Origin of the sequence: Novosphingobium sp. ERW19, assembly GCF_012641315.1 — a bacterium.
Taxonomy (GTDB): Bacteria; Pseudomonadota; Alphaproteobacteria; order Sphingomonadales; family Sphingomonadaceae; genus Novosphingobium.
Window position 1 is genome coordinate 186,649 of the sequence record NZ_JABAIC010000001.1, and the last position, 19,022, is coordinate 205,670.

Here is a 19,022-nt window from a genome sequence, read left to right on the forward strand (position 1 = left end):
CGACGGGCCGGACTTTCCTCCCCAGGAAAGGTCCAGTGGGGCAGTGCCGGGAAATTAACGTCCCAAGGCGCTGCCAAGCCGATGGTAGAGGTTCGAGAACTTCACCGACTCCGGCTGGTCCTCGATTGCCTTCAGGTAGTGCAGTACGGCTTCGCGGATCAGCTTGAAGTCCTCGGTCGAGAGGACCGCGCGGGCACGTGCAGGTTCAGCCATGGTGGGTCTCCTTCTTGGATCTTCGAGGCGTGATTGCCGCGAGGATTTGCTGTGCTGCCGGATTTCAGGCGGCGAACTGGTTCATCGTGTTATGGACGCCGCCAGCCTTGAGAGCGGCTTCGCCCGAGAAGTATTCCTTGTGATCGTCGCCGATGTCCGAGCCGGACATGTTCTGATGCTTCACGCAGGCGATGCCCTGGCGGATTTCCTCGCGCTGGACCTGCTTGACGTAGCCGAGCATGCCTTCTTCGCCAAAGTAGCGCTTGGCGAGGTTGTCGGTGCTGAGCGCAGCGGTGTGGTAGGTCGGCAGCGTGATCAGGTGATGGAAGATGCCCGCTTGGGCCGCAGCATCGCGCTGGAACGTGCGGATGCGCTCGTCAGCTTCGATGCCAAGCTCGGTGCTATCATAGTCCACGCTCATCAGCTTCGAACGATCGTAGGCCGAGACGTCCTTGCCTGCTTCGACCATCGCATCATAGACTTGCTGGCGGAAATTCAGCGTCCAGTTGAACGACGGGCTGTTGTTGTAGACCAGCTTGGCGTTCGGGATCACTTCGCGAATGCGGCTGACCATCCCACCGATCTGGCCGATGTGCGGCTTTTCGGTTTCGATCCACAGCAGGTCCGCGCCGTTCTGCAGCGAGGTGATGCAATCGAGCACGCAGCGGTCCTCGCCGGTTCCGGTGCGGAACTGGTAGAGGTTCGAAGGCAGGCGCTTCGGGCGCATCAGCTTGCCATCGCGGGCAATCAACACGTCGCCGTGGCCTAGGTTCGAGGCATCGACTTCATCGCAATCGAGGAAGCTGTTGTACTGGTCACCCAGGTCGCCCGCCTCACGGGTATAGGCGATCTGCTTGGTCAGGCCGGCGCCGAGGCTGTCGGTGCGGGCAACGATCACGCCGTCATCGACGCCGAGTTCCATGAAGGCGTAGCGGACCGCGCGGATCTTCGCGAGGAAGTCCTCGTGCGGAACGGTGACCTTGCCGTCCTGATGGCCGCACTGCTTTTCATCCGAGACCTGGTTCTCGATCTGGATGCAGCAGGCACCGGCTTCGATGAACTTCTTGGCGAGCAGGTAGGTCGCCTCGGCGTTGCCGAAGCCCGCGTCGATGTCGGCGATGATCGGAACGATGTGCGTTTCAAACTCGTCGATCTTGTGCAGCAGGCGGTGGGTGTTGACCGCATCACCAGCCTTTTTGGCCGCATCAAGATCGCGGAACAGCATGCCGAGTTCGCGGGCATCAGCCTGCTTGAGGAAGGTGTAGAGTTCCTCGATCAGGTCCGAAACGCTGGTCTTTTCGTGCATCGATTGGTCGGGCAGCGGGCCGAATTCGCTGCGCAGCGCGGCGACCATCCAGCCCGACAGGTAAAGGTAGCGGCCCTTGGTGGTACCGAAGTGCTTCTTGATGGAGATCATCTTCTGCTGGCCGATGAACCCGTGCCAGCAGCCGAGCGACTGGGTGTAGTTCGCCGGATCGGCGTCATAGGCTTCCATGTCGCGGCGCATGATCTTGGCGGTATAGCGGGCGATATCGAGGCCGGTGTGGAAGCGGTTCTGCAGGCGCATGCGGGCCACGCTCTCGGGCTCGATGCCATCCCAGGTCTGGGCGAAAGGCGCGATGGCCTTGCCTGCTTCGACGATCTTGCTGTGGTAGGTCATTTCCCGTGTTCCCTCACGTGGTGTGCGTCTGTGTGAGATCGGGGTAACGCGCGAATCGCATTCGCGGAACGGCGCGCGAAGTGATGTTGTCAAACTTTACAGGATATGCTTGTAAAGTTGTGCAGTCGCTACAAGAGACCTGTAAGATGTCGACAAGGCCGCTTTATCTGGGACCTCGCCTGAAGCGCATTCGCCGAGAACTGGGGCTGACACAGCAGGCGATGGCGGACGAGCTGGGCATATCTCCCAGCTACATTGCGCTGATTGAGCGGAACCAGCGACCGCTGACAGCGGACCTCCTGCTGCGACTGGCGCGGGCCTACAAGCTCGACATGGCCGACCTCGCTAGCGACGAACGCGACGACTATGCGCGGCGGCTGGCGGATGCGCTGCGCGATCCCCTCTTCAACGACATCGACCTGCCGGCGCTGGAAGTGTCCGACGTAGCAGCGAGCTTTCCGGGGGTGACCGAGGCGATGCTGCGGCTCTATGGTGCGTGGCAGCGAGAGCAGCAGGCCCTGGCGGAGCAGCGCAGTGCGGTGCCGGGAACCGGGGCAAGCGATCCGGTGGGCGAGGCGCGGCGGTTCGTGGCGGCGCGGCGCAACTACTTCCCGGCGATCGATTCGAAGGCCGAGGAACTCTCCGACGAGATCGCCAAGGCGGGCGGCGCGGCGGAGTGGTTACGGCTGCGCGGGGTACGGGTGCGTTTCCTGCCACCCGATGTGATGATGGACGCGGTGCGGCGTTACGACCGGCACAACGAACAGCTGCTGATCGACGATACGCTCTCGCCATCGGGCCGCGCGTGGCAACTGATGCAGCACATTGCCTACACCGCGTTGCGCAGCGAGATCGCGGGCGTGATCCGGGGCGAGAGCTTTGCCAGCGAGACGGCGGCGCAACTGGTGCGGCGGGCGCTGGCCGGATACGCGGCGGCGGCACTGGTCATGCCCTATGACCGGTTTGCGCGGGCGGTGGATGCGCGGCGCTATGACATCGAGGCGCTGTCCGGCCAATTCGGGGCGAGCTTCGAGCAGGTGGCCCACCGGCTGACCACGCTCAATCGGCCGGGGCAGGAGCGCGTGCCGTTCTTCTTCATCCGCGTCGATACCGCAGGCAATGTCTCGAAGCGGCTGGACGGCGCGGGCTTTCCCTTTGCCGCGCATGGCGGCGGGTGCCCGCTGTGGAGCGTGCACGAATGCTTCCGCACACCGGGCGAGATCGTGACGCAGTGGCTGGAACTGCCCGACGGGCAGCGCTTCTTCTCGCTGGCGCGGACGGTGACCTCGGGCGGCGGCGGCTTCGGGCGGCCTCGCTGGACGCGGGCGATTGCGCTGGCCTGTGCGGCGGAACATGCGCCGCGGCTGGTCTATGCGGCGGGCGCCGATCCCAAGGCTGTGGAGGCGACGCCGATCGGGGTGACCTGCCGCCTGTGCCACCGCGCGCAGTGCACGGCGCGGGCCGAGCCGCCGATCGGGCGCGAGATCCTGCCCGACGACTACCGGCGCGGGGCCGAGCCGTTCAGCTTTGCGGAGAGTTGAGCCAGAAGCGGATTATCATCGCCAAAGCACCTAGCGCGAGGACGCTGCCGAGCCAGATCGCAGCCATCCAGCCAAGGCGTTGCCACAGGGGCCTTGCCTCGGCCCGCTCCGCGCCGTCGAGGCGGGGATCAATGATAGCCATGTTCGCCCACCTTCCCCCGGAACACCCAGTAGGCCCAACCGGTGTAGGCGAGGATCAGCGGCATGATCAGGCCGACGCCGATCAGCATGAACACCTGACTGCGCTCGGGCGCGGCGGCGTCCCAGATGGAGATGCTCTGCGGCACGACCCATGGCCACATCGAAACGCCAAGGCCGATCATGCCGAGCAGGAACAGGCCGAGCGCGTAGAGGAAAGGCCGAACTGACTGGCGCTGCTGCAGCGAGCGCAGCAGGGAGATGGCGAGCGCCGCCGTCACCAAAGGGACTGGGGTGAGCCAGAACACCATCGGTTCGGTGAACCAGCGCTGGAAGTACTGGTGGGCGAGGAATGGGGTGGCGAGGCTGACGGCGGCCATCAGGGCGAGCGTGGCAAAGGCGGCAAGCTTGGCGAAGCGGAAGGCCTTGTCCTCGGCGCTGCCTTCGACCTTAATCGCCAGCCAGCAGGCGCCGAGCAGCGCGTACCCGGCAACGACGCCCGCGCCGGTCAGCAGCGAATAGGGTGACAGCCAGTCGAGCCAGCCTCCGGCATAGGCCCTCCCCTCGACGTGAATGCCCTGCAGCAATGCGCCGAGAGTGATGCCTTGCGCCAACGCGGCGACGAGCGACCCGGCAAAGAAGGCACGGTCCCAGAAAGCGCGGTGGCGGGGATCACGCCAGCGGAATTCGAAGGCGACGCCGCGGAAGACGAGGCCGAGCAGCATGGCGATGATCAGCGGATAGGTCGCTGGCAGGATGATCGCATAGGCCAGCGGGAAGGCCGCAAGCAATCCGCCCCCTCCGAGCACCAGCCAGGTCTCGTTGCCGTCCCAGACCGGCGCGATGGCGTTCATCGCCTGATCGCGCTCGGCCCCTTCTTCAAACCACGGGAAGAGGATGCCGATACCGAGGTCAAAGCCATCCATCACCACGTACATCAGCACGGCGAAAGCGATGATCAGGGCCCAGATCGTGGTCAGGTCGATCATGATGCGGCTCCGTCGGCTTGAGCATCCATGTGCTGGGCAGGCGTGATGCCGGCCGAGCGGATGGGGGCGCGCTCTTCCTCTTCCAGCGCAGGTTCGTGCGGATGCGGCGCGTCCTTCATCAGGTGGAGGATGTACCAGGTACCGATGCCGAAGACCGCGAAATACACCACGACGAAGGCGGCCAGCGAGGCGGCGACGGCGGGTGCGGCGATGGGACTGACCGAGTCTGCCGTGGTGAGCAGGCCATAGACGGTATAGGGCTGGCGGCCGACTTCGGTCGTCACCCAACCGGCGATCACCGCGATGAAGCCAGATGGCCCCATCAGCACGGCGAGGCGGTGCAGCATCGGCCAGTCGTAGAGCCTTTTGCGCATCCGAGCGACGAGGCTCCACAGGCCAAGGCCGAGCATGAGGAAGCCGAGGCCGACCATGACGCGGAACGACCAGAACACGATCCACACCGGCGGGCGCTTGTCCGGCGCAACCGTGTCGAGGCCGGCGAGCGGGGCGTTCGGATCGTGCTTCAGGATCAGGCTCGAAGCCTTGGGGATGGCGATGGCGTAATCGAGCTTCTGCGCCTTGTCGTCGGGAATGCCGAACAGATAGAGCGGCGCGCCTTGCGGGTGGGACTGGTAGTGCCCCTCCATCGCCATGACCTTGGCGGGCTGGTGCTCGAGCGTGTTGAGGCCGTGCATGTCGCCCACGAATATCTGGATCGGCGCGACAACAGCGGCCATCCACATGGCCATCGAGAACATCTTGCGGGCGTGGAGGTTGGCACGGCCCTTGAGCAAGTGCCACGCGCCGACTGCGCCGACGACAAAGGCCGTGGTCAGATATGCGGCGATGACGGTGTGGACGAGGCGATAGGGGAAGCTGGGATTGAAGATGATCGCGGCCCAGCTTGGACCTGGGAGAAATTCGCCGTTTGCGCCAATCTCGAAGCCGGTAGGCGTCTGCATCCAGGAATTGACCGACAGAATCCAGAAGGCCGAGATGAAGGTGCCGATGGCCACCATCAGCGTGGCGGCGAAGTGCAGCCCCCTGCCCACCCGGTTCATGCCGAACAGCATCACGCCGAGGAAGCCAGCCTCGAGGAAGAAGGCAGTCAGCACCTCATAGGCCATGAGCGGGCCGATCACGCCGCCGACCTTGTCGGAAAACACCGACCAGTTGGTGCCGAACTGATAGGACATGACCAGGCCCGAGACCACGCCCATCGCGAATGCGACCGAGAAGATCTTCAGCCAGTAGCGGAACAGGTCGAGGTAGAGTTGCTTGCCGGTTTTCAGCCAGAGCCCTTCAAGCACGGCGAGATAGCTGGCGAGGCCGATCGAAAAGGCCGGGAAAATGAAGTGGAAGCTCACCGTGAAGGCGAACTGCATACGCGCCAGAACCAGCGCCGCCATTTGGCTGTCCATACCTGCGAACACGTTTATCTCCCCTGCACGGGATCGGGCGTCTTCTTGTGGCGCCTCAATGACTTCCTAGCCGTATATGAGCATAAGCTAAAGTGATATTACCGATGCAACGCTTGCAGTTTCTGCATCCAGAGAACCGCTGTGCGGAAGCGACGTTCCTCCAAACTTGCAGCATGTGGCCTTGGGGGCTATCGGCGCGCTTCCCGCCCGAGTTCGCAGGGCCGAAGAAAGCACCGCCGTTGTCCAAGATCATCCCGCTTGCCGATGTCGATCCCGCGCTGGTCGAGCAGTTGCTCGATGCAGCGTTTGAGCCGACGCGGCACCAGCGAACTGCCTACAAGGTGCGCGAGGGCATGGAGCCACTCGGCAACCTGTCGTTCGCGGCGCTTGACGACGAGGACTTGCTGGCGGGCACGATCCAGTGCTGGCCGGTGGCGCTGACCGACGAAAGCGGCCGCATGCATCCGATGATCATGGTCGGCCCGGTGGCGGTGATGCCGCATCTGCAGGGCGAAGGCTTTGGCAAGGCGCTGATGACGGCGGCGCTTACCGCCATCGACCCGCGCGCGCCGCTGCCACAGGTGCTGATCGGCGATCCCGAGTACTACGAACGCTTCTTTGGCTTCAGCAACGCCCAGACAGGCGGATGGCGCCTGCCGGGACCGTACGAGCAGCATCGCCTGCTGTGCCGCACCGCCAATCCTGCCGTCCTGCCGCAAGAGGGCATGTTGGGGCCTTGGCGGCGCTGATCCGATCTGGCATCGGCAAACGGTGCCCTACACTCCCCCGCCCGAACTCGCATCCCTGAGCCTCGCCGAACTGGCCGCGCAGGTGGCTGCGCGCAAGCTGCCGCCAATCGACCAATGGAGCCCACAGGAACTGGGCGACAGCGAGATGCGCATTGCCGCAGATGGGCGATGGTTTCATCAGGGTGGCGAGATTCGGCGTCCGGCGATGGTGCGAGCGTTTTCCTCGTTGCTGACGCGGGACGAGCAAGGCCAACACTGGCTGGTGACGCCGTTCCAGAAGCTGGCCATCGCTGTGGAGGACGCCGCTTTCCTGGCGACCGATATGCAGGTGAAGCTGGATCCGGAGGGACGCACGGCTTTGGCCTTCCGGCTCAACAGCGACGACCTTGTGATCTGCGGGCCGGACCATCCGCTGCGGATCGCAGGCACGGCCGAGATCCCGGCGTTTTACCTCGCCGTCCGAAACGGCACGGAGGCCCGGCTCAACCGCAGCACCTACGGACAGTTGATCGAGCATGCCCTGTCGCGGGGCAGCGATGACCTTGCCGTGGAAAGTCTTGGCCAGCGCTTCGCGCTGGTGCCCGGCACATGAGCCTGCTGACAAGGCTTGCGCAGCTCTATGCCGAGGGACACCGGGAGCCTGCCAAGGAGCTTTACGAAGACTGGCGCCCCCTGCCCGAGCACGGTTTGCGGCCCGCGGCTGTGCTGATTGCCGTGACCGAGCGACAGAACCATCCGGATGGCCCCGGAGTGCTCCTGATTCATCGGCCCTCGCACATGCGCGCGCATCCGGGGCAAGCGGCATTCCCGGGAGGCAAGCTCGACCCCGGTGAGACCCCAATCGAGGCCGCCCTGCGCGAAGCGAACGAGGAACTGGGCATCCGGCCAGAAGACGTGTCAGTGATCGGCGAAACCGACCGGTTCCGCACGGGCACGGGGTATGACATTACGCCGGTGCTGGCGATGGTCCCGCCCGACCTGCCGCTGCAACCCAATCCGGCAGAAGTGGCGGACTGGTTCGAGCCGCCGTTGGGCTTCCTGCTCGACCCGATGCAGCATGTCTGGCAATCGGCAGAATGGAATGGGCGCAAGGGGCGCTTCATCGAGATTCTGTGGAACGAGCATCGCATATGGGGCGTGACGGCGGCGATCATCTCCAATCTGGCAAAGCGGATGAGCTGGCATGACTGAACGCCTGCCCCCAGCAGCATGGACCGGGCGCGAGGACCTTGCGGCGCTGGTCACTGCGCTCGATCCGCAGGGTGAGGGCAATTGCCGCTGGGTCGGCGGAGTTGTGCGAGACACGATCCTTGGGCTTTCGCCGAAAGACGTGGACATGGCGACGACGCTTCTGCCGGAGGAAACCGTGGCTCGGCTGAGCCAGGCGGGGATCAAGGCGGTGCCGACCGGCATTGCCCACGGGACGGTGACTGCGGTCCTTGCAGGGGGCACGGTCGAGATCACGACGCTGCGCCGCGACGTGTCTACCGATGGCCGCCATGCGACCGTAGCGTTCTCGACCGACTGGCGCGACGATGCGGCGCGACGCGATTTCACGATCAACGCGCTCTACGCCGATCCTCGCAAGCTGGAGGTGTTCGATTACCATGGCGGGCTGGCCGACCTCGCCGCCCGGCGCGTGCGCTTCATCGGCGATGCCCGCGAGCGCATCCGCGAGGATTACCTGCGCATCCTGCGCTATTTCCGGTTTCAGGCACGGTTCGGTTCGCTTCCTGCCGACGCCGCTGCCGAACAGGCGGTGGCAGAACTCGCCGCCGGGATGAAAGGCCTTTCGCGCGAGCGCGTTGGCTGGGAAATGATGAACCTGTTGGGCCTTCCCGATCCGGCCCCGACAGTACGCCGGATGGCTGAGCTTGGCGTGCTGGAGCAAGTGCTGCCCGAGGCCGGGAGTGAAGGGCTGGCTGTTCTTGCCGCGCTAATTGCTAACGAGCGCGCGGCTGGGGTGCAGGCCGTGGCGTTGCGGCGCTTGGCCGCGCTCCTGCCGCCCGACCCGCCGCTGGCCGAACAGGTCGCCGCGCGGCTGCGGCTTTCGGTGGCACAGCGCAAGCGGCTCGCCAGTGCCGCGGCGCGCAAAGCCGGAGAAGCAGACGGCCGGGCGCTGGCCTATCGCCTCGGCATCGAGGAAGCGCGCGACCGGCTGCTGATCGGCGGCTCGTCCGTTGCCGCGCTGGAGGGCTGGACAGTCCCGATCTTCCCGCTGAAAGGCGGCGCGATCGTGGCTCGTGGTATTACGGCGGGCCCTGAAGTTGCGAGGCTGCTGCGCGCGGTTGAGGATCGGTGGATCAGCGAAGGCTTCCCGGACGACGCAAGAGTTTCAGCAATCCTTGATGAAGCCCTGGCGCGTACCAGCCAATAACGCGACTGATGCTGCGCAATCCCGTGCCTAAGCCGGGAAGCGGCTTGAACCGCTTGAGCCGCTTGCGACTTGCAGCGGGCAAGGACCAAACGAGGTCTCGCTCGATCACAAGCTTGCGCGCATCCGGACGGAAGTTCTTGGAATCAGACCAGAAGGAACGGCACGCGGTGAGATAGAGCATAGGCCGGGCCTTATCGCTGTTATTGGCCTGACCGCGATGGCGGACCATGTAGTCCCAGATCATGCAGTCGCCGGGGAGCAGCGGGCTGGTTACAGGCGTGTCATTCGCGCCTTCGCCAGTGCTCGAGAGATGGGTGCCGAGAAGAAACTCGGTGCCACCGTTGATTCCATTCACTTCGATCAGGGGGATCGAAATGGTCAGCGCATAGGCGGGAAGACTGCCGGCAAAGGCGCTGCCCGGAAACAGATGCGCGTCGTCGGCGTGATACCCTTGCGTGGTTGCTCCGGGAAAGGAACTGATCACGCCGAACGATTCATAGACCCAGTCTCTGCCCAGCGCTGCGCTGAACAGGATATCCAGCGCCGGATTGAGCAGCATATCAATGGCTGGGGCCATGCTGCGATCAATCGGAACCAGACCGTTCATGCGCTTGGTGCCGACGCTGAGATAGTCTTCGGGCCGGGGTGCGTCTGGATCATAGGCGCCGGGAACGCGGCGGCGAACATGGTCAGCAATGGACAGGACGACAGCCGGATCGAACAGACGCTCGAACACGATGACACCATCGCGGGCAAGGCGGATTGCGGCTTCGCTGGCCTGATGCGGGCCGAAGCGGCCGATCTGATCCACTGCTACCCCTTCCACTCGCGACGCTCTTCGGCAGCACGGAGCACCTCGTAGGAGACCTGCAGCTTCTGGAACTGCTCCGCCGCGGCCTTGTCGCCCGGCCGGACATCGGGGTGGACTTCCTTCGCCTTGGAACGCCAAGCCTTCTTCACCGCATCGAAATCAGCGTCCGGATCAAGGCCTAGCGTTTCGAGGGCGCGCAGTTCGTCCCGGCTGCGGGTGCCATCGCCGGAACCGCCCCATTCGGCCCATGCGGCCTGCTTGAAGCCCGAGGCCTCGCCGCGCTCTTCGGCTTCGCGACGCTCGGCCTCTTCCTTGTCGAGCCCTTCGAAGTAGTTCCAGCCCTGGTTGTATTCTGCGGCGTGCTGCTGGCAGAAATACCAGCGATCAGGGTTGTTGGGTGATTTGGGGGCCGGGCAATCGCCCTTCTGGTCGCATCCGGCACGATCGCACAGGCGCACGGGCGCAGCCTCGAAGGCGCTGCCGTAGCCGCGCCAGCGGGGAAAGCCCCAGTCAGACGATCGTGTGTTGCGTGCCATTGCCTCAATCCCAAGCCAAACCCGCAGGAAAGGTCAAGATGGGTGTGGTGCCGGGAATGCGAAAGGCCCGAACCTTTCGGGTCCGGGCCTTGCCTGCATTGTAAGGGGATCAGTTGACCGTGACGGTGACCGCGCGGCGGTTGCGTGCCCACGAATCTTCATCCGAACCAAGCGCCAGCGGGCGCTCCTTGCCATAGCTGACGACGGTGACGCGCGAGGGATCGACGCCGAGGCTGACCAGGTAGTTCTTGGCCGCATTGGCGCGGCGTTCGCCCAGCGCGATGTTGTAATCACGCGTGCCGCGCTCGTCGCAGTGGCCTTCGATGGTGATCGACTTGGCCGGATAGCGCGCCAGCCAAGAGGCCTGGCTTTGCAGGATGCCCTGATCCGATGCGTCGATGTTGTAGCGGTCGGTGTCGAAGTTCACGGTGTCTGAGATGACCGACGCCACGAAATCGGCCTGACTGCCGGGCACGGGTCCGGTCGGCTGGGTCGTCTGAGGGGTGGTCTGCGTGGTAGTGGTGGTACCCGGCTCAGGCGGAAGCTGCTTGGGCTTCGACGCACAGGCACCGAGGCCAAGGGTGACAGCGGCAACGCCGGCAATCAGGATCGAGCGGTTCATGGGCATTCTCCTTTGGAGAGAGGGGAGAGATGGCGACGCAAGGTGCAATTTCGGCGATGAATTGACAAGGGCGCTGATCCTTCCTTGTTCAGGGCAGGACAGGGCCCCATGCAGGGTCTGAACCATCGACCGGCGTATTGAGTTTCCGCTCGTTGCGCCCGGTCAGGTCAACCTGCCAGATTCCGGTCTTTCCGCTGCCGCGTTCGGTGCGGAAGAACTGCACGATGCGGCCGTTGGGCGACCAGGTCGGAGCTTCGTCCTGCCACGAATCGGTGAGGAAGCGCATGCCCTTGCCGTACGGATCGGTCACGGCAATGCGGAAGTTGCCGCCGATGTGGGTGAAGGCGATCTGGTCTCCGCGCGGTGACCATTCGGGCGTGGCGGCGCGACCGCCGAAAAAGCTGATGCGTTTCTGGTTCGAACCGTCGGCGTCCATGACGTAGAGTTGCTGGCTACCCGAGCGGTCGCTTTCGAACACGATCTTGCTGCCATCTGGCGAGTATGAGCCACCGACGTCGATGCCGGGGCTATCCGTGAGGCGGGTGGACTGGCCGCCGGTGGCGGGGACGCGATAGATGTCGGTGTTGCCGGCAATGGCCATCGAATAGAGAATCCACTTGCCATCGGGCGACCAGCGCGGGGCGAAGGTGGGGTTTGTGCTGGACGTCACCAGCGTCTGCTGGCCGGTGCCGACGTTATAGACGTAGATGCGCGGCGCACCGTTGAGGTAGCTGAGGTAGACGATCCGGCTGTAATCCGGCGAATAGCGCGGGGTCAGCGCGGTGGCCTGGCCATTGGTGATGAAGCGGTGATTGGCGCCATCGGAATCCATGATCGCCAGCTGCTTGCGGCGGCGATCCTTGGGGCCGGTCTCGGCAATGTAGGCGATCTTGCTGTCGAAGAACGGGCTTTCGCCGGAGAGGCGCGAATAGACCATGTCGGCGCACTTGTGCGCGGCGCGGCGCCATTCCTCGGGCTTCACGACGTACCCCTGACGCGCAAGTTCGCTGCCAAGGGCGACGTCATAGAGATAGCAGCCGACAGTCAGGCGGCCATCGTCGTTGGCCTTGACGAAGCCCTGCACCAGCATTTCAGCAGAACGTCCGCGCCAGGTATCGAAGGTGGGGGCTGCGACTTGCGGGAAGGCGACTTCGGGGAGTTGGTCGGGGCCGACAGGCTTGAACAGGCCGTTGTTGCGCAAGTCGTTGAAGACAATGCGGGCGACGTTGCGGCCAAGCGCTTCGGTATTGCCGCCCTCGGCTGCGGTCGCAACCGAGGCGTTGGTGGGGAAGGACGGGATGGCGATGCCGAGGTCCTGCCACTCGTTCTCGTCGGACACGGAACCGGTCAGCCCTTCATCTGCTGGGGTCTGCGCCGCAGTCGATGAAGGGAGCGTGGCCTGCTGGGCCGCGACAAGCGCAGGCATCGAGACAAGCCCTGCGGCAAGAACGAGGAAACGCATCTTCATTGGGACAACTTCCTGTCAAAGCGGAAGGCGGTGACGCGCTTCCAACCGGAATAGTAGGTATCGGGCAGATCAAACGGTGCGGCCAATTGCACAGCGCGAATCGCCTGCTCGGCATGTCGTTTGGCCTGCGCTTCGTTGGCAGGGGTGATGCCCTGTTGATCGACGACGCGAGGGCGACCGGCGAGGCTACCGTCCGGGTTGAGATCCCAGGCCAGGATCGTCACCAGCTTGTCGGCGTCGACACCTTGCGGTGCGGCCCAATGCGGCTTGATCTGGCGCGAAATCGCGCCCGCGAGAGACGACCGGACCTCAGGTCCTATCGTTGCTGCGGGGGCCGCCTTTGCCGTGCCGGGCTTGGTCGAGCCAGGAATGCCCTTCAGGAAGTCGGAGCCAATGCGTGACCCGCCCGCGGGAGCGTCCGGCCTGCGGCGCGGGCTGGTATCGCCCGAACCGGACTTTGGCGTGGTTGCCGCTGGTGCGGGCTTCGCCGCAGGTTTCGCGGGCGCGGGCTTGGCCGGTGTCGCCCTTGCAGGAGCAGGCTTCGGAGGAACGGGCCTTGGCGGCGCAGGTTTGGGAGGGGCCGGTTTAGGCGGCACCGGCTTCGGTTGCGGCTGCGGCCTGGGCGCGGGCTTGGGCGGTACGGGCACCGGCTTGGGCTGCGGGGGCGCAGGAGCCGGCTTGGGCGGCTCGGGCAAGGGTTGCGGTTGCGCGACGGGTTCGGGTTCAGGCTCACCCAATTCGGGCGCAACGTCGGGCGCGGCCTCGGCCATGGGATCGGGCGAGGTCGACTGATCGGCAATCTCTTCGGAGAAGGTCACTTCCATGCGCTGCGGCGGTGGCTTCACCGTCTTGCCCGGCGGGGAGAGCATCAGGAAGCCGAGCAGGCCGGCGTGAGCCAAGGCGGCAATGGCCAGCCCTGCCCCTTCCTGCTTCGAAAGTCCTCCTGCGGTGGGATCGCGCATCGCTTCAGGCCTATTGCGGTGCGGATGAACTGTTGGTGACCAGCGAGATCGATTTGAAGCCCGCGGCGTTCAACTCGCCCATCACGGCGGCGACGCGGCCCCAATCGAGCACGCGATCGGCGCGCAAGGTGACGAGCGGGGGCTTCGGGCCTTTCTGCAGGCCGGCAAGGCGGTCAGTCAGTTCGCCGGGAGCAAGCTGCTGGTCGTCAAGGAAAACTGCGCCCTGCGCGTCAATGGTAACGGTGATATGGTCCTGCTGCTGGTCGAGCGGATCTGCCTTGCTGTCGGGCAGGTCGACCGGCACACCCGCCGCCAGCATTGGTGCGGTGACCATGAAGATGATCAGCAGCACGAGCATGACGTCGACAAGCGGGGTGACGTTAATCTCGCTCATCGCGGCGCGCCCGCCACGGCCTCTGCGACCGCGACCGCCTCCGCCGCCCGAACCCATGGACATCGCCATGCCTCAGGCCTCCAGTTCGCGGCTGAGCGAGGCGTGGAAGCGGTCGGCGAAGCGATAGAGCCGGGTTTCGAAGCGGTTCACGCGGTGTGAAAAGCGGTTGTAGGCGATGACCGCCGGAATGGCCGCGAACAGACCAATGGCGGTGGCGAACAGCGCTTCGGAAATGCCAGGTGCGACCACGGCCAGCGAGGAGTTCTGCTGTGCGCCGATGTTGAAGAAGCTGTCCATGATGCCCCACACCGTGCCGAACAGGCCAACGAATGGCGCCACCGAGCCGACGGTCGCCAGGAAGTTGAGGCGGCTGGCGAGCGCGTCCGTCTCTGTAATGACTGCGCCATCAAGTGCCGTGTTCAGGCGCTGGCGCGTGCCTTCGCGATCGATGGCCTTGCCCGACGTGGACCGGCGCCATTCCATCAGCGCCGCGTTGACCACGCGGGCCGAGGGCAGGTCGCGGCCCTTGTTCTCCTTCTGGAACTGATCGATGTCGCGCGCTTCCCAGAACTCCTTCTCATACTTGTCGCACCCGCGCTGGACGCTACCCATCTTCAGCGAAAAGCCGATGATGATGGTCCATGTCCAGATGCTGGCAAGCACCAGGCCGATCATCACCGCCTGCACGACATAGTCGGCATCGAGGAATAGCTGCACGGGGTTGAGCGAAGTCGGCGCGAAGGCAACGCCATTGGCGAGCATCGGGAGAATCATGCGGTTTCCTGTCCTTCGGGAGCAGTTGCAATTGTCTGGAAAGCGGCCATCCATTCGCGCGGTTGGCGACGGGGGCGGCCATTCGGCGCGACGAAGGCGACGCGCACCCTCGCTTCGCACAGAAGCGTCTCGTTCCTGAACGCACGCTGCACGATCCAGCAGGTGGCAGGAGAAAGTTCGTCCACGTGGCTGCGGATGAGCACTTCGTCATCGAGCTTGGCAGGCCGCAGGTAGCGCAGGTTCATTTCGCTGACGGCGTAGGCGCCCTCGCCCGCTTCGTGGGCGGCACGCTGGTCTATGCCGAGCAAACGCAGCATGTCTGACCGGGCGCGTTCGAACCAGCGCAGGTAGTTGGCGTGATAGACGACAGCCGAAAGGTCCGTGTCCTCGAAGTAGACGCGGACCGGGTAAAGGTGCTGGGAGCCATCGAACTGGCCAGAGGGGGCAAGCGGCAGGGACATTCGTTGGCAACCCTACCCTTGCGACGAGTCGAAGGGCAAGGGGTGGTTAACGCCTTACCCCCGTGTTCACCCCGTTCAGCGCACCAGCATCGGGCCAAGCGGCTGCCCGGCGAAGAGGTGAACGTGAAGATGCGGCACTTCCTGATGGCTGTTGGTGCCGGTGTTGGCCAGCAGCCGATAGCCCGGAGCCACCAAGCCGAGATCACGCGCGACCTTGCCCACGGCGCGGACAAAGCCAGCAATTTCCGCTTCGGACGCCTTTTCGGAGAAATCGTCCCAGCACACGTAGGCCCCCTTGGGGATCACGAGGACGTGGGTCGGTGCCTGCGGGTTGATGTCGTGAAACGCCAGCGCATAGTCATCTTCGTAGACCGTGCGATTGGGGATTTCCCCGCGCAGGATCTTGGCGAAGATGTTCTGGTCATCGTAGGGGAGCGTTGCGTCAACGGCCATCTCAGTTGCTCCGGCTGGCTTTTTCGGCGATCCCCGAGGTGCCCTCGCGCCGCTCAAGCTCGGCCAGAACTTCAGCGATCGGCACGTCCTTGGCAGAGAGCAGCACCATCAGGTGGAAGATGAGGTCCGCCGCTTCGCCGATGAGTTCCTTGCGGTCTCCGGTGAGCGCGGCGATTACGGTCTCGGTGCCTTCCTCACCCACCTTCTGGGCGATCTTGGCCAGACCTTTGGCGTTGAGTTTGGCAACATAGCTGGCGGAAGGGTCGCCCGCGCGACGCTGGGCTATCGTGGCTTCGAGCCGCCCAAGGATTTCACCGTGTTCCATGAGCCCCGCAATGGCGCGGAACAGGCGTGCCGGTCAACCCCGGCGCTTGGCGATGTGGCGGCCGACGATCAGGCCCACGAGGCCCATGCCGAACAGGGCGCCATCAGTGGGTTCGGGGATCGAGATGCCACTCGACTGCGCCATGGCTGGCGCGACCGACAGCAGGACTCCAAGGAGGGACGTTCCGATACGAAGCACGAGCAAGCGACCTTGATTGTTAACGCCAAGCTCTTGCCAGATCGGAGGTTTGCGTAAAATCCCTTAGTTCAGATGGTTAATGCCCCATCTTGGGACTCGCGCCCGGAGTCAGGAACGCGCTGGCAGTCCTGCGGCCCGAAGCGCGGCATGCGCCTCTGCAATCGAGTGCGTGCCGAAGTGGAAGATCGAGGCCGCCAAGACGGCGCTGGCATGGCCTTGGGTCACGCCTTCGACAAGGTGATCGAGGCTGCCGACGCCGCCGCTGGCGATGACCGGGACCGGTACGGCATCGGCGATGGCGCGGGTAAGTTCGAGGTCGTAGCCCTTTTGCGTGCCGTCACCGTCCATCGAGGTGACGAGCAATTCGCCCGCGCCAAGCGTGGCGAGGTTGACCGCGTGGGCCAGCGCGTCGATGCCGGTGGCCTTGCGCCCGCCGTGTGTGAAGATCTCCCACTTGCCGGGAGACACCCGCCGCGCATCAACCGAACCGACCACGCACTGCGCGCCGAACTTCTCGGCAATGTCGCGCACCAATTCGGGCCGGGCGACTGCGGCGGAATTGACCGCGACCTTGTCCGCCCCGGCGAGGAGGAGGGCGCGGGCGTCTTCGACTGCCCTGACCCCGCCACCGACGGTGAGCGGCATGAAGCAGACTTCAGCCGTGCGCGCGACGACATCGAGCAGCGTGCCGCGACCTTCGTGGCTGGCAGAAATATCGAGAAAACACAGCTCGTCCGCGCCAGCCTTGTCGTACGCACGGGCCTGCTCGACCGGATCGCCGGCATCGCGCAAGTCGACGAAGTTGACGCCCTTGACCACGCGGCCATCGCGGACATCGAGGCAGGGGATGACGCGGACGCGGACGGTCATGGCTCAATCCTTCGTAAGCCCTCTCACCTTCAGGGGAGAGGGTTGGGAGAGGGGCTGGCGCAACATGCCCCTCTCAACTTCGGCTAGTCAGCAAGCTGACAAGCCTTCGTATCTCTCCCCTGAAGGGGAGAGAGCAAGACCTTAAGCCTCGGCCATCGCGATCGCGGCTTTCAGATCAAGCTTGCCTTCAAACAGCGCGCGGCCGGTGATGACGCCTTCGATGCCGTCGACCTCGTGGATCTTGAGCATGCGGATGTCGTCGATGCCCTTGACACCGCCGCTGGCGATAACCGGGATGTCGACGCGGCGGGCGAGTTCGACGGTAGCGTCGAGGTTCACGCCCTTTAGCAGGCCATCGCGGCCAATGTCAGTGAACAACAGGCTGGCGACGCCTGCGTCCTCGAAGCGGCGGGCGAGATCGACGACCGAGACGTCCGAGACGTCGGCCCAGCCCTCGGTGGCAACCATGCCGTCGCGCGCGTCAACCGCGACGACGATGCCGCCGGGGAACTCTTTTGCCATGTCCTTGACGAACTGCGGGTCCTTGAGCGCAGCGGTGCCCATGACGACGCGGCTGACGCCCAAGTCGAACCAGCCCGAGACCGCCTCACGCGTGCGGATGCCGCCGCCCAATTGGACGTGGCCGGGGAACGACTTGAGGATGCCTTCCACGGCCTCCCGGTTCTCTGCACGGCCGGCGAACGAACCGTCGAGGTCGACCACGTGGAGGTACTGTGATCCGGCCTCGGCGAAGAGGCTCGCCTGATGGGCGGGGTTGTCCCCGTAGACCGTGGCGCGGTCCATGTCTCCTTCGGCGAGGCGAACGACCTGGCCAGCTTTCAGGTCAATGGCGGGAAAGACGATCATGGAGCGCGCGCCTAGCAGCGCTTTACGCCGAACGGAAGGCTTCCTTGGGCACATGGGTGATGCGGCAGGCAAGATCGGCCTCGCCCGAGGCGACGATGTAACGGTCGTCAAGCTCGGCGATGCCGGTGGTGAAGACCACGTCACGCAGATAGAGCAGGTCTTCCATGGGGTGAGTCAATTCGGCATTGGGTTCGAGAAGTGGGGTATGACTCCCGCCGATCGTCTGCCACGGCTCGTCCGAATCGAGCAGGGTCCAATAGGTGCGGTAGATGCCGACGATCTCCTTCGGTTCGACGCCATGCCAGAGAGTAAGCCAGCCACGCTTGCCGTCGACCTCGGTCAGGATGGGAGGCGTGCCGCCACCCATGCGAGCGGTGGCCGCGGTGCCGGCGTGAGGGCGAATGCCCGGCTCGACCCGTGGCCTCCAGTGCAGTGCGTCAGGAGATGTGGCGAGGTTGATCGAGGGACCGGAGCGCCACTCGCTGCCCGGTGGATAGGCGAAATACAGATCGCCCAATGGCCGGGTCTGCGCCCAGTACTCGCCATGGACTAGCCCCTCGAAGATAAGCATGTCCTTGTTCTGGTGATCGAGCACGATGCCTTCGAAGTGCCAATCGAGGCCGTTCTCGGACGAATAGAGCGTGGTCGAATGGCGCTCCGGGCTGACCGAACAGGTGGTCATCAGGTAGGCGCCCTCCCCCATGCGTGAGATGCGGGCGTCCTCGGTGCCGTAGCACTGGAACGAGCCTTGGGGCGCAATCGCCTTGTCGTAGTGTATTGCGACCACGTTCAGACCGTCGGGCGACATTTCGACCGGGAGAAGCCACGACAGCGAGGTCAGCGCCATGATCTTCCAGCCGCCGCCGTGGAGCAGGAACTTGCGCGGGTCCGAAGTGTCGGCGAGCTCCAGCGGCCAGCCATCAAGGACATAGCCGCCCTCGTGCCAGCGAATCGCGTGGACCTTGCCATCGCGGATCGGCTGGCGCAGCGCCTCGGCAATGCGCACCATGAAGAGCAGGTTGCCGTTCGGCAGCACCGTCATCCCGGGGTTGAAGGCTCCCAGTACATACGTCTCGGCATCGAAGCGACCGCGCAAGGGGGATTGCGCGAGGTCCACCATGAAGGGCGTGAACACCAGACGGTCGAACGGAAACGTGGTCATGCGGCAAGAGCCTCCTTCAGAGGAAGAAAAG

Annotated in this window: 24 protein-coding genes; 5 read left to right on the top strand and 19 right to left on the bottom strand. The window is 64.6% G+C overall.

Features of this window, described 5'->3' with window-relative positions:
* Window positions 1-54 precede the first annotated feature (54 nt).
* Complete coding sequence (locus HGI46_RS00865; RefSeq protein ID WP_011444689.1) at window positions 55-213, bottom strand: hypothetical protein; 159 nt, start codon at window positions 211-213, stop codon at window positions 55-57.
* A 64-nt stretch (window positions 214-277) separates the two neighbouring features.
* Window positions 278-1,873, bottom strand: coding sequence for an isocitrate lyase (locus HGI46_RS00870; protein ID WP_118072169.1), 1,596 nt, complete (start codon window positions 1,871-1,873; stop codon window positions 278-280).
* Window positions 1,874-2,019: 146 nt separating this feature from the next.
* Here HGI46_RS00870 and HGI46_RS00875 point away from each other — a divergent pair, with 146 nt between their 5' ends.
* Window positions 2,020-3,414 (top strand): helix-turn-helix transcriptional regulator, encoded by a 1,395-nt coding sequence (locus HGI46_RS00875; RefSeq protein WP_168902738.1) that lies wholly within the window; start codon window positions 2,020-2,022, stop codon window positions 3,412-3,414.
* Here the strand turns inward: HGI46_RS00875 and HGI46_RS00880 are convergent.
* The 3 genes from HGI46_RS00880 to HGI46_RS00890 are packed head-to-tail and all read right to left on the bottom strand — an operon-like array spanning window position 3,395 to window position 5,950.
* Complete coding sequence (locus HGI46_RS00880) at window positions 3,395-3,556, bottom strand: DUF2474 domain-containing protein (RefSeq protein WP_168902739.1); 162 nt, start codon at window positions 3,554-3,556, stop codon at window positions 3,395-3,397. The two genes, HGI46_RS00875 and HGI46_RS00880, sit on opposite strands and share 20 nt — an antisense overlap.
* Complete coding sequence (gene cydB / locus HGI46_RS00885; protein WP_168902740.1) at window positions 3,543-4,541, bottom strand: cytochrome d ubiquinol oxidase subunit II; 999 nt, start codon at window positions 4,539-4,541, stop codon at window positions 3,543-3,545. The genes HGI46_RS00880 and cydB overlap by 14 nt, the downstream gene beginning before the upstream one ends.
* Complete coding sequence (locus HGI46_RS00890) at window positions 4,538-5,950, bottom strand: cytochrome ubiquinol oxidase subunit I (protein WP_168903089.1); 1,413 nt, start codon at window positions 5,948-5,950, stop codon at window positions 4,538-4,540. The genes cydB and HGI46_RS00890 overlap by 4 nt, the downstream gene beginning before the upstream one ends.
* Before the next feature lie 251 nt (window positions 5,951-6,201).
* On the opposite strand from HGI46_RS00890, the gene HGI46_RS00895 reads away from it, so the two are divergent.
* The 4 genes from HGI46_RS00895 to HGI46_RS00910 are packed head-to-tail and all read left to right on the top strand — an operon-like array spanning window position 6,202 to window position 9,088.
* Window positions 6,202-6,711, top strand: a complete 510-nt coding sequence (locus tag HGI46_RS00895; protein ID WP_168902741.1) for an N-acetyltransferase — start codon at window positions 6,202-6,204, stop codon at window positions 6,709-6,711.
* Window positions 6,712-6,733: 22 nt separating this feature from the next.
* A complete protein-coding gene (locus tag HGI46_RS00900) occupies window positions 6,734-7,303 on the top strand; it encodes a DUF1285 domain-containing protein (RefSeq protein WP_168902742.1) in 570 nt (189 codons plus the stop codon).
* Window positions 7,300-7,902, top strand: coding sequence for a CoA pyrophosphatase (locus HGI46_RS00905; RefSeq protein ID WP_168902743.1), 603 nt, complete (start codon window positions 7,300-7,302; stop codon window positions 7,900-7,902). The genes HGI46_RS00900 and HGI46_RS00905 overlap by 4 nt, the downstream gene beginning before the upstream one ends.
* Entirely contained in the window at window positions 7,895-9,088 is a 1,194-nt protein-coding gene (locus tag HGI46_RS00910; RefSeq protein WP_168902744.1) for a CCA tRNA nucleotidyltransferase, read from the top strand. Before HGI46_RS00905 ends, HGI46_RS00910 begins: the two co-directional genes overlap by 8 nt.
* Here the strand turns inward: HGI46_RS00910 and HGI46_RS00915 are convergent.
* The 14 genes from HGI46_RS00915 to HGI46_RS00980 all read right to left on the bottom strand — a co-directional run bounded on the left by HGI46_RS00915 (window position 9,015) and on the right by HGI46_RS00980 (window position 18,991).
* On the bottom strand, window positions 9,015-9,914 hold the full coding sequence (locus HGI46_RS00915) for a phytanoyl-CoA dioxygenase family protein (RefSeq protein ID WP_168902745.1): 900 nt from the start codon (window positions 9,912-9,914) through the stop codon (window positions 9,015-9,017). The genes HGI46_RS00910 and HGI46_RS00915 overlap by 74 nt on opposite strands.
* Entirely contained in the window at window positions 9,902-10,435 is a 534-nt protein-coding gene (locus HGI46_RS00920; RefSeq protein ID WP_168902746.1) for a J domain-containing protein, read from the bottom strand. Before HGI46_RS00920 ends, HGI46_RS00915 begins: the two co-directional genes overlap by 13 nt.
* Window positions 10,436-10,544: 109 nt before the next feature.
* Window positions 10,545-11,063 (bottom strand): peptidoglycan-associated lipoprotein Pal, encoded by a 519-nt coding sequence (gene pal / locus HGI46_RS00925; protein ID WP_118072175.1) that lies wholly within the window; start codon window positions 11,061-11,063, stop codon window positions 10,545-10,547.
* Window positions 11,064-11,145: 82 nt separating this feature from the next.
* Complete coding sequence (gene tolB / locus HGI46_RS00930) at window positions 11,146-12,525, bottom strand: Tol-Pal system beta propeller repeat protein TolB (RefSeq protein WP_168902747.1); 1,380 nt, start codon at window positions 12,523-12,525, stop codon at window positions 11,146-11,148.
* The gene (locus HGI46_RS00935) at window positions 12,522-13,487 is read right to left on the bottom strand and encodes a hypothetical protein (protein ID WP_168902748.1); all 966 of its coding nucleotides are present in this window, start codon (window positions 13,485-13,487) and stop codon (window positions 12,522-12,524) included. Before HGI46_RS00935 ends, tolB begins: the two co-directional genes overlap by 4 nt.
* A gap of 10 nt (window positions 13,488-13,497) precedes the next feature.
* Window positions 13,498-13,950, bottom strand: a complete 453-nt coding sequence (locus tag HGI46_RS00940) for an ExbD/TolR family protein (RefSeq protein ID WP_206065463.1) — start codon at window positions 13,948-13,950, stop codon at window positions 13,498-13,500.
* A 3-nt stretch (window positions 13,951-13,953) separates the two neighbouring features.
* Window positions 13,954-14,655, bottom strand: coding sequence for a protein TolQ (gene tolQ, locus HGI46_RS00945; RefSeq protein WP_168902749.1), 702 nt, complete (start codon window positions 14,653-14,655; stop codon window positions 13,954-13,956).
* Window positions 14,652-15,116 (bottom strand): YbgC/FadM family acyl-CoA thioesterase, encoded by a 465-nt coding sequence (locus HGI46_RS00950; RefSeq protein WP_118072177.1) that lies wholly within the window; start codon window positions 15,114-15,116, stop codon window positions 14,652-14,654. Before HGI46_RS00950 ends, tolQ begins: the two co-directional genes overlap by 4 nt.
* 75 nt (window positions 15,117-15,191) lie before the next feature.
* Window positions 15,192-15,569 carry a histidine triad nucleotide-binding protein gene (locus HGI46_RS00955; RefSeq protein ID WP_118072178.1) on the bottom strand — a complete coding sequence of 126 codons (378 nt, stop codon included), beginning with the start codon at window positions 15,567-15,569 and terminating at the stop codon, window positions 15,192-15,194.
* A gap of 1 nt (window position 15,570) precedes the next feature.
* Window positions 15,571-15,894, bottom strand: a complete 324-nt coding sequence (locus HGI46_RS00960) for a phosphoribosyl-ATP diphosphatase (RefSeq protein WP_168902750.1) — start codon at window positions 15,892-15,894, stop codon at window positions 15,571-15,573.
* Between the two features lie 33 nt (window positions 15,895-15,927).
* Window positions 15,928-16,092 (bottom strand): hypothetical protein, encoded by a 165-nt coding sequence (locus tag HGI46_RS00965; protein WP_168902751.1) that lies wholly within the window; start codon window positions 16,090-16,092, stop codon window positions 15,928-15,930.
* 108 nt (window positions 16,093-16,200) lie between these two features.
* Window positions 16,201-16,962, bottom strand: a complete 762-nt coding sequence (gene hisF, locus HGI46_RS00970) for an imidazole glycerol phosphate synthase subunit HisF (RefSeq protein ID WP_168902752.1) — start codon at window positions 16,960-16,962, stop codon at window positions 16,201-16,203.
* A gap of 141 nt (window positions 16,963-17,103) precedes the next feature.
* Window positions 17,104-17,829 (bottom strand): 1-(5-phosphoribosyl)-5-[(5-phosphoribosylamino)methylideneamino]imidazole-4-carboxamide isomerase, encoded by a 726-nt coding sequence (hisA, locus tag HGI46_RS00975; protein ID WP_168902753.1) that lies wholly within the window; start codon window positions 17,827-17,829, stop codon window positions 17,104-17,106.
* 22 nt (window positions 17,830-17,851) lie between these two features.
* On the bottom strand, window positions 17,852-18,991 hold the full coding sequence (locus tag HGI46_RS00980; protein WP_168902754.1) for a glycosidase: 1,140 nt from the start codon (window positions 18,989-18,991) through the stop codon (window positions 17,852-17,854).
* Window positions 18,992-19,022 lie beyond the last annotated feature (31 nt).

Excerpts from the sequence above, each read along its gene's own strand:
- HGI46_RS00955 (WP_118072178.1), bottom strand. The coding sequence starts at position 15,569 with ATGGCCGTTGACGCAACGCTCCCCTACGATGACCAGAACATCTTCGCC.
- HGI46_RS00960 (WP_168902750.1), bottom strand. The coding sequence starts at position 15,894 with ATGGAACACGGTGAAATCCTTGGGCGGCTCGAAGCCACGATAGCCCAG.
- hisA (WP_168902753.1), bottom strand. The coding sequence starts at position 17,829 with ATGATCGTCTTTCCCGCCATTGACCTGAAAGCTGGCCAGGTCGTTCGC.
- tolB (WP_168902747.1), bottom strand. The coding sequence starts at position 12,525 with ATGAAGATGCGTTTCCTCGTTCTTGCCGCAGGGCTTGTCTCGATGCCT.
- HGI46_RS00875 (WP_168902738.1), top strand. The coding sequence starts at position 2,020 with ATGTCGACAAGGCCGCTTTATCTGGGACCTCGCCTGAAGCGCATTCGC.
- HGI46_RS00880 (WP_168902739.1), bottom strand. The coding sequence starts at position 3,556 with ATGGCTATCATTGATCCCCGCCTCGACGGCGCGGAGCGGGCCGAGGCA.
- HGI46_RS00950 (WP_118072177.1), bottom strand. The coding sequence starts at position 15,116 with ATGTCCCTGCCGCTTGCCCCCTCTGGCCAGTTCGATGGCTCCCAGCAC.
- HGI46_RS00905 (WP_168902743.1), top strand. The coding sequence starts at position 7,300 with ATGAGCCTGCTGACAAGGCTTGCGCAGCTCTATGCCGAGGGACACCGG.
- HGI46_RS00910 (WP_168902744.1), top strand. The coding sequence starts at position 7,895 with ATGACTGAACGCCTGCCCCCAGCAGCATGGACCGGGCGCGAGGACCTT.
- cydB (WP_168902740.1), bottom strand. The coding sequence starts at position 4,541 with ATGATCGACCTGACCACGATCTGGGCCCTGATCATCGCTTTCGCCGTG.
- pal (WP_118072175.1), bottom strand. The coding sequence starts at position 11,063 with ATGCCCATGAACCGCTCGATCCTGATTGCCGGCGTTGCCGCTGTCACC.
- HGI46_RS00890 (WP_168903089.1), bottom strand. The coding sequence starts at position 5,950 with ATGGCGGCGCTGGTTCTGGCGCGTATGCAGTTCGCCTTCACGGTGAGC.
- HGI46_RS00980 (WP_168902754.1), bottom strand. The coding sequence starts at position 18,991 with ATGACCACGTTTCCGTTCGACCGTCTGGTGTTCACGCCCTTCATGGTG.
- HGI46_RS00870 (WP_118072169.1), bottom strand. The coding sequence starts at position 1,873 with ATGACCTACCACAGCAAGATCGTCGAAGCAGGCAAGGCCATCGCGCCT.
- HGI46_RS00920 (WP_168902746.1), bottom strand. The coding sequence starts at position 10,435 with ATGGCACGCAACACACGATCGTCTGACTGGGGCTTTCCCCGCTGGCGC.
- tolQ (WP_168902749.1), bottom strand. The coding sequence starts at position 14,655 with ATGATTCTCCCGATGCTCGCCAATGGCGTTGCCTTCGCGCCGACTTCG.
- hisF (WP_168902752.1), bottom strand. The coding sequence starts at position 16,962 with ATGACCGTCCGCGTCCGCGTCATCCCCTGCCTCGATGTCCGCGATGGC.
- HGI46_RS00865 (WP_011444689.1), bottom strand. The coding sequence starts at position 213 with ATGGCTGAACCTGCACGTGCCCGCGCGGTCCTCTCGACCGAGGACTTC.
- HGI46_RS00935 (WP_168902748.1), bottom strand. The coding sequence starts at position 13,487 with ATGCGCGATCCCACCGCAGGAGGACTTTCGAAGCAGGAAGGGGCAGGG.
- HGI46_RS00940 (WP_206065463.1), bottom strand. The coding sequence starts at position 13,950 with ATGGCGATGTCCATGGGTTCGGGCGGCGGAGGCGGTCGCGGTCGCAGA.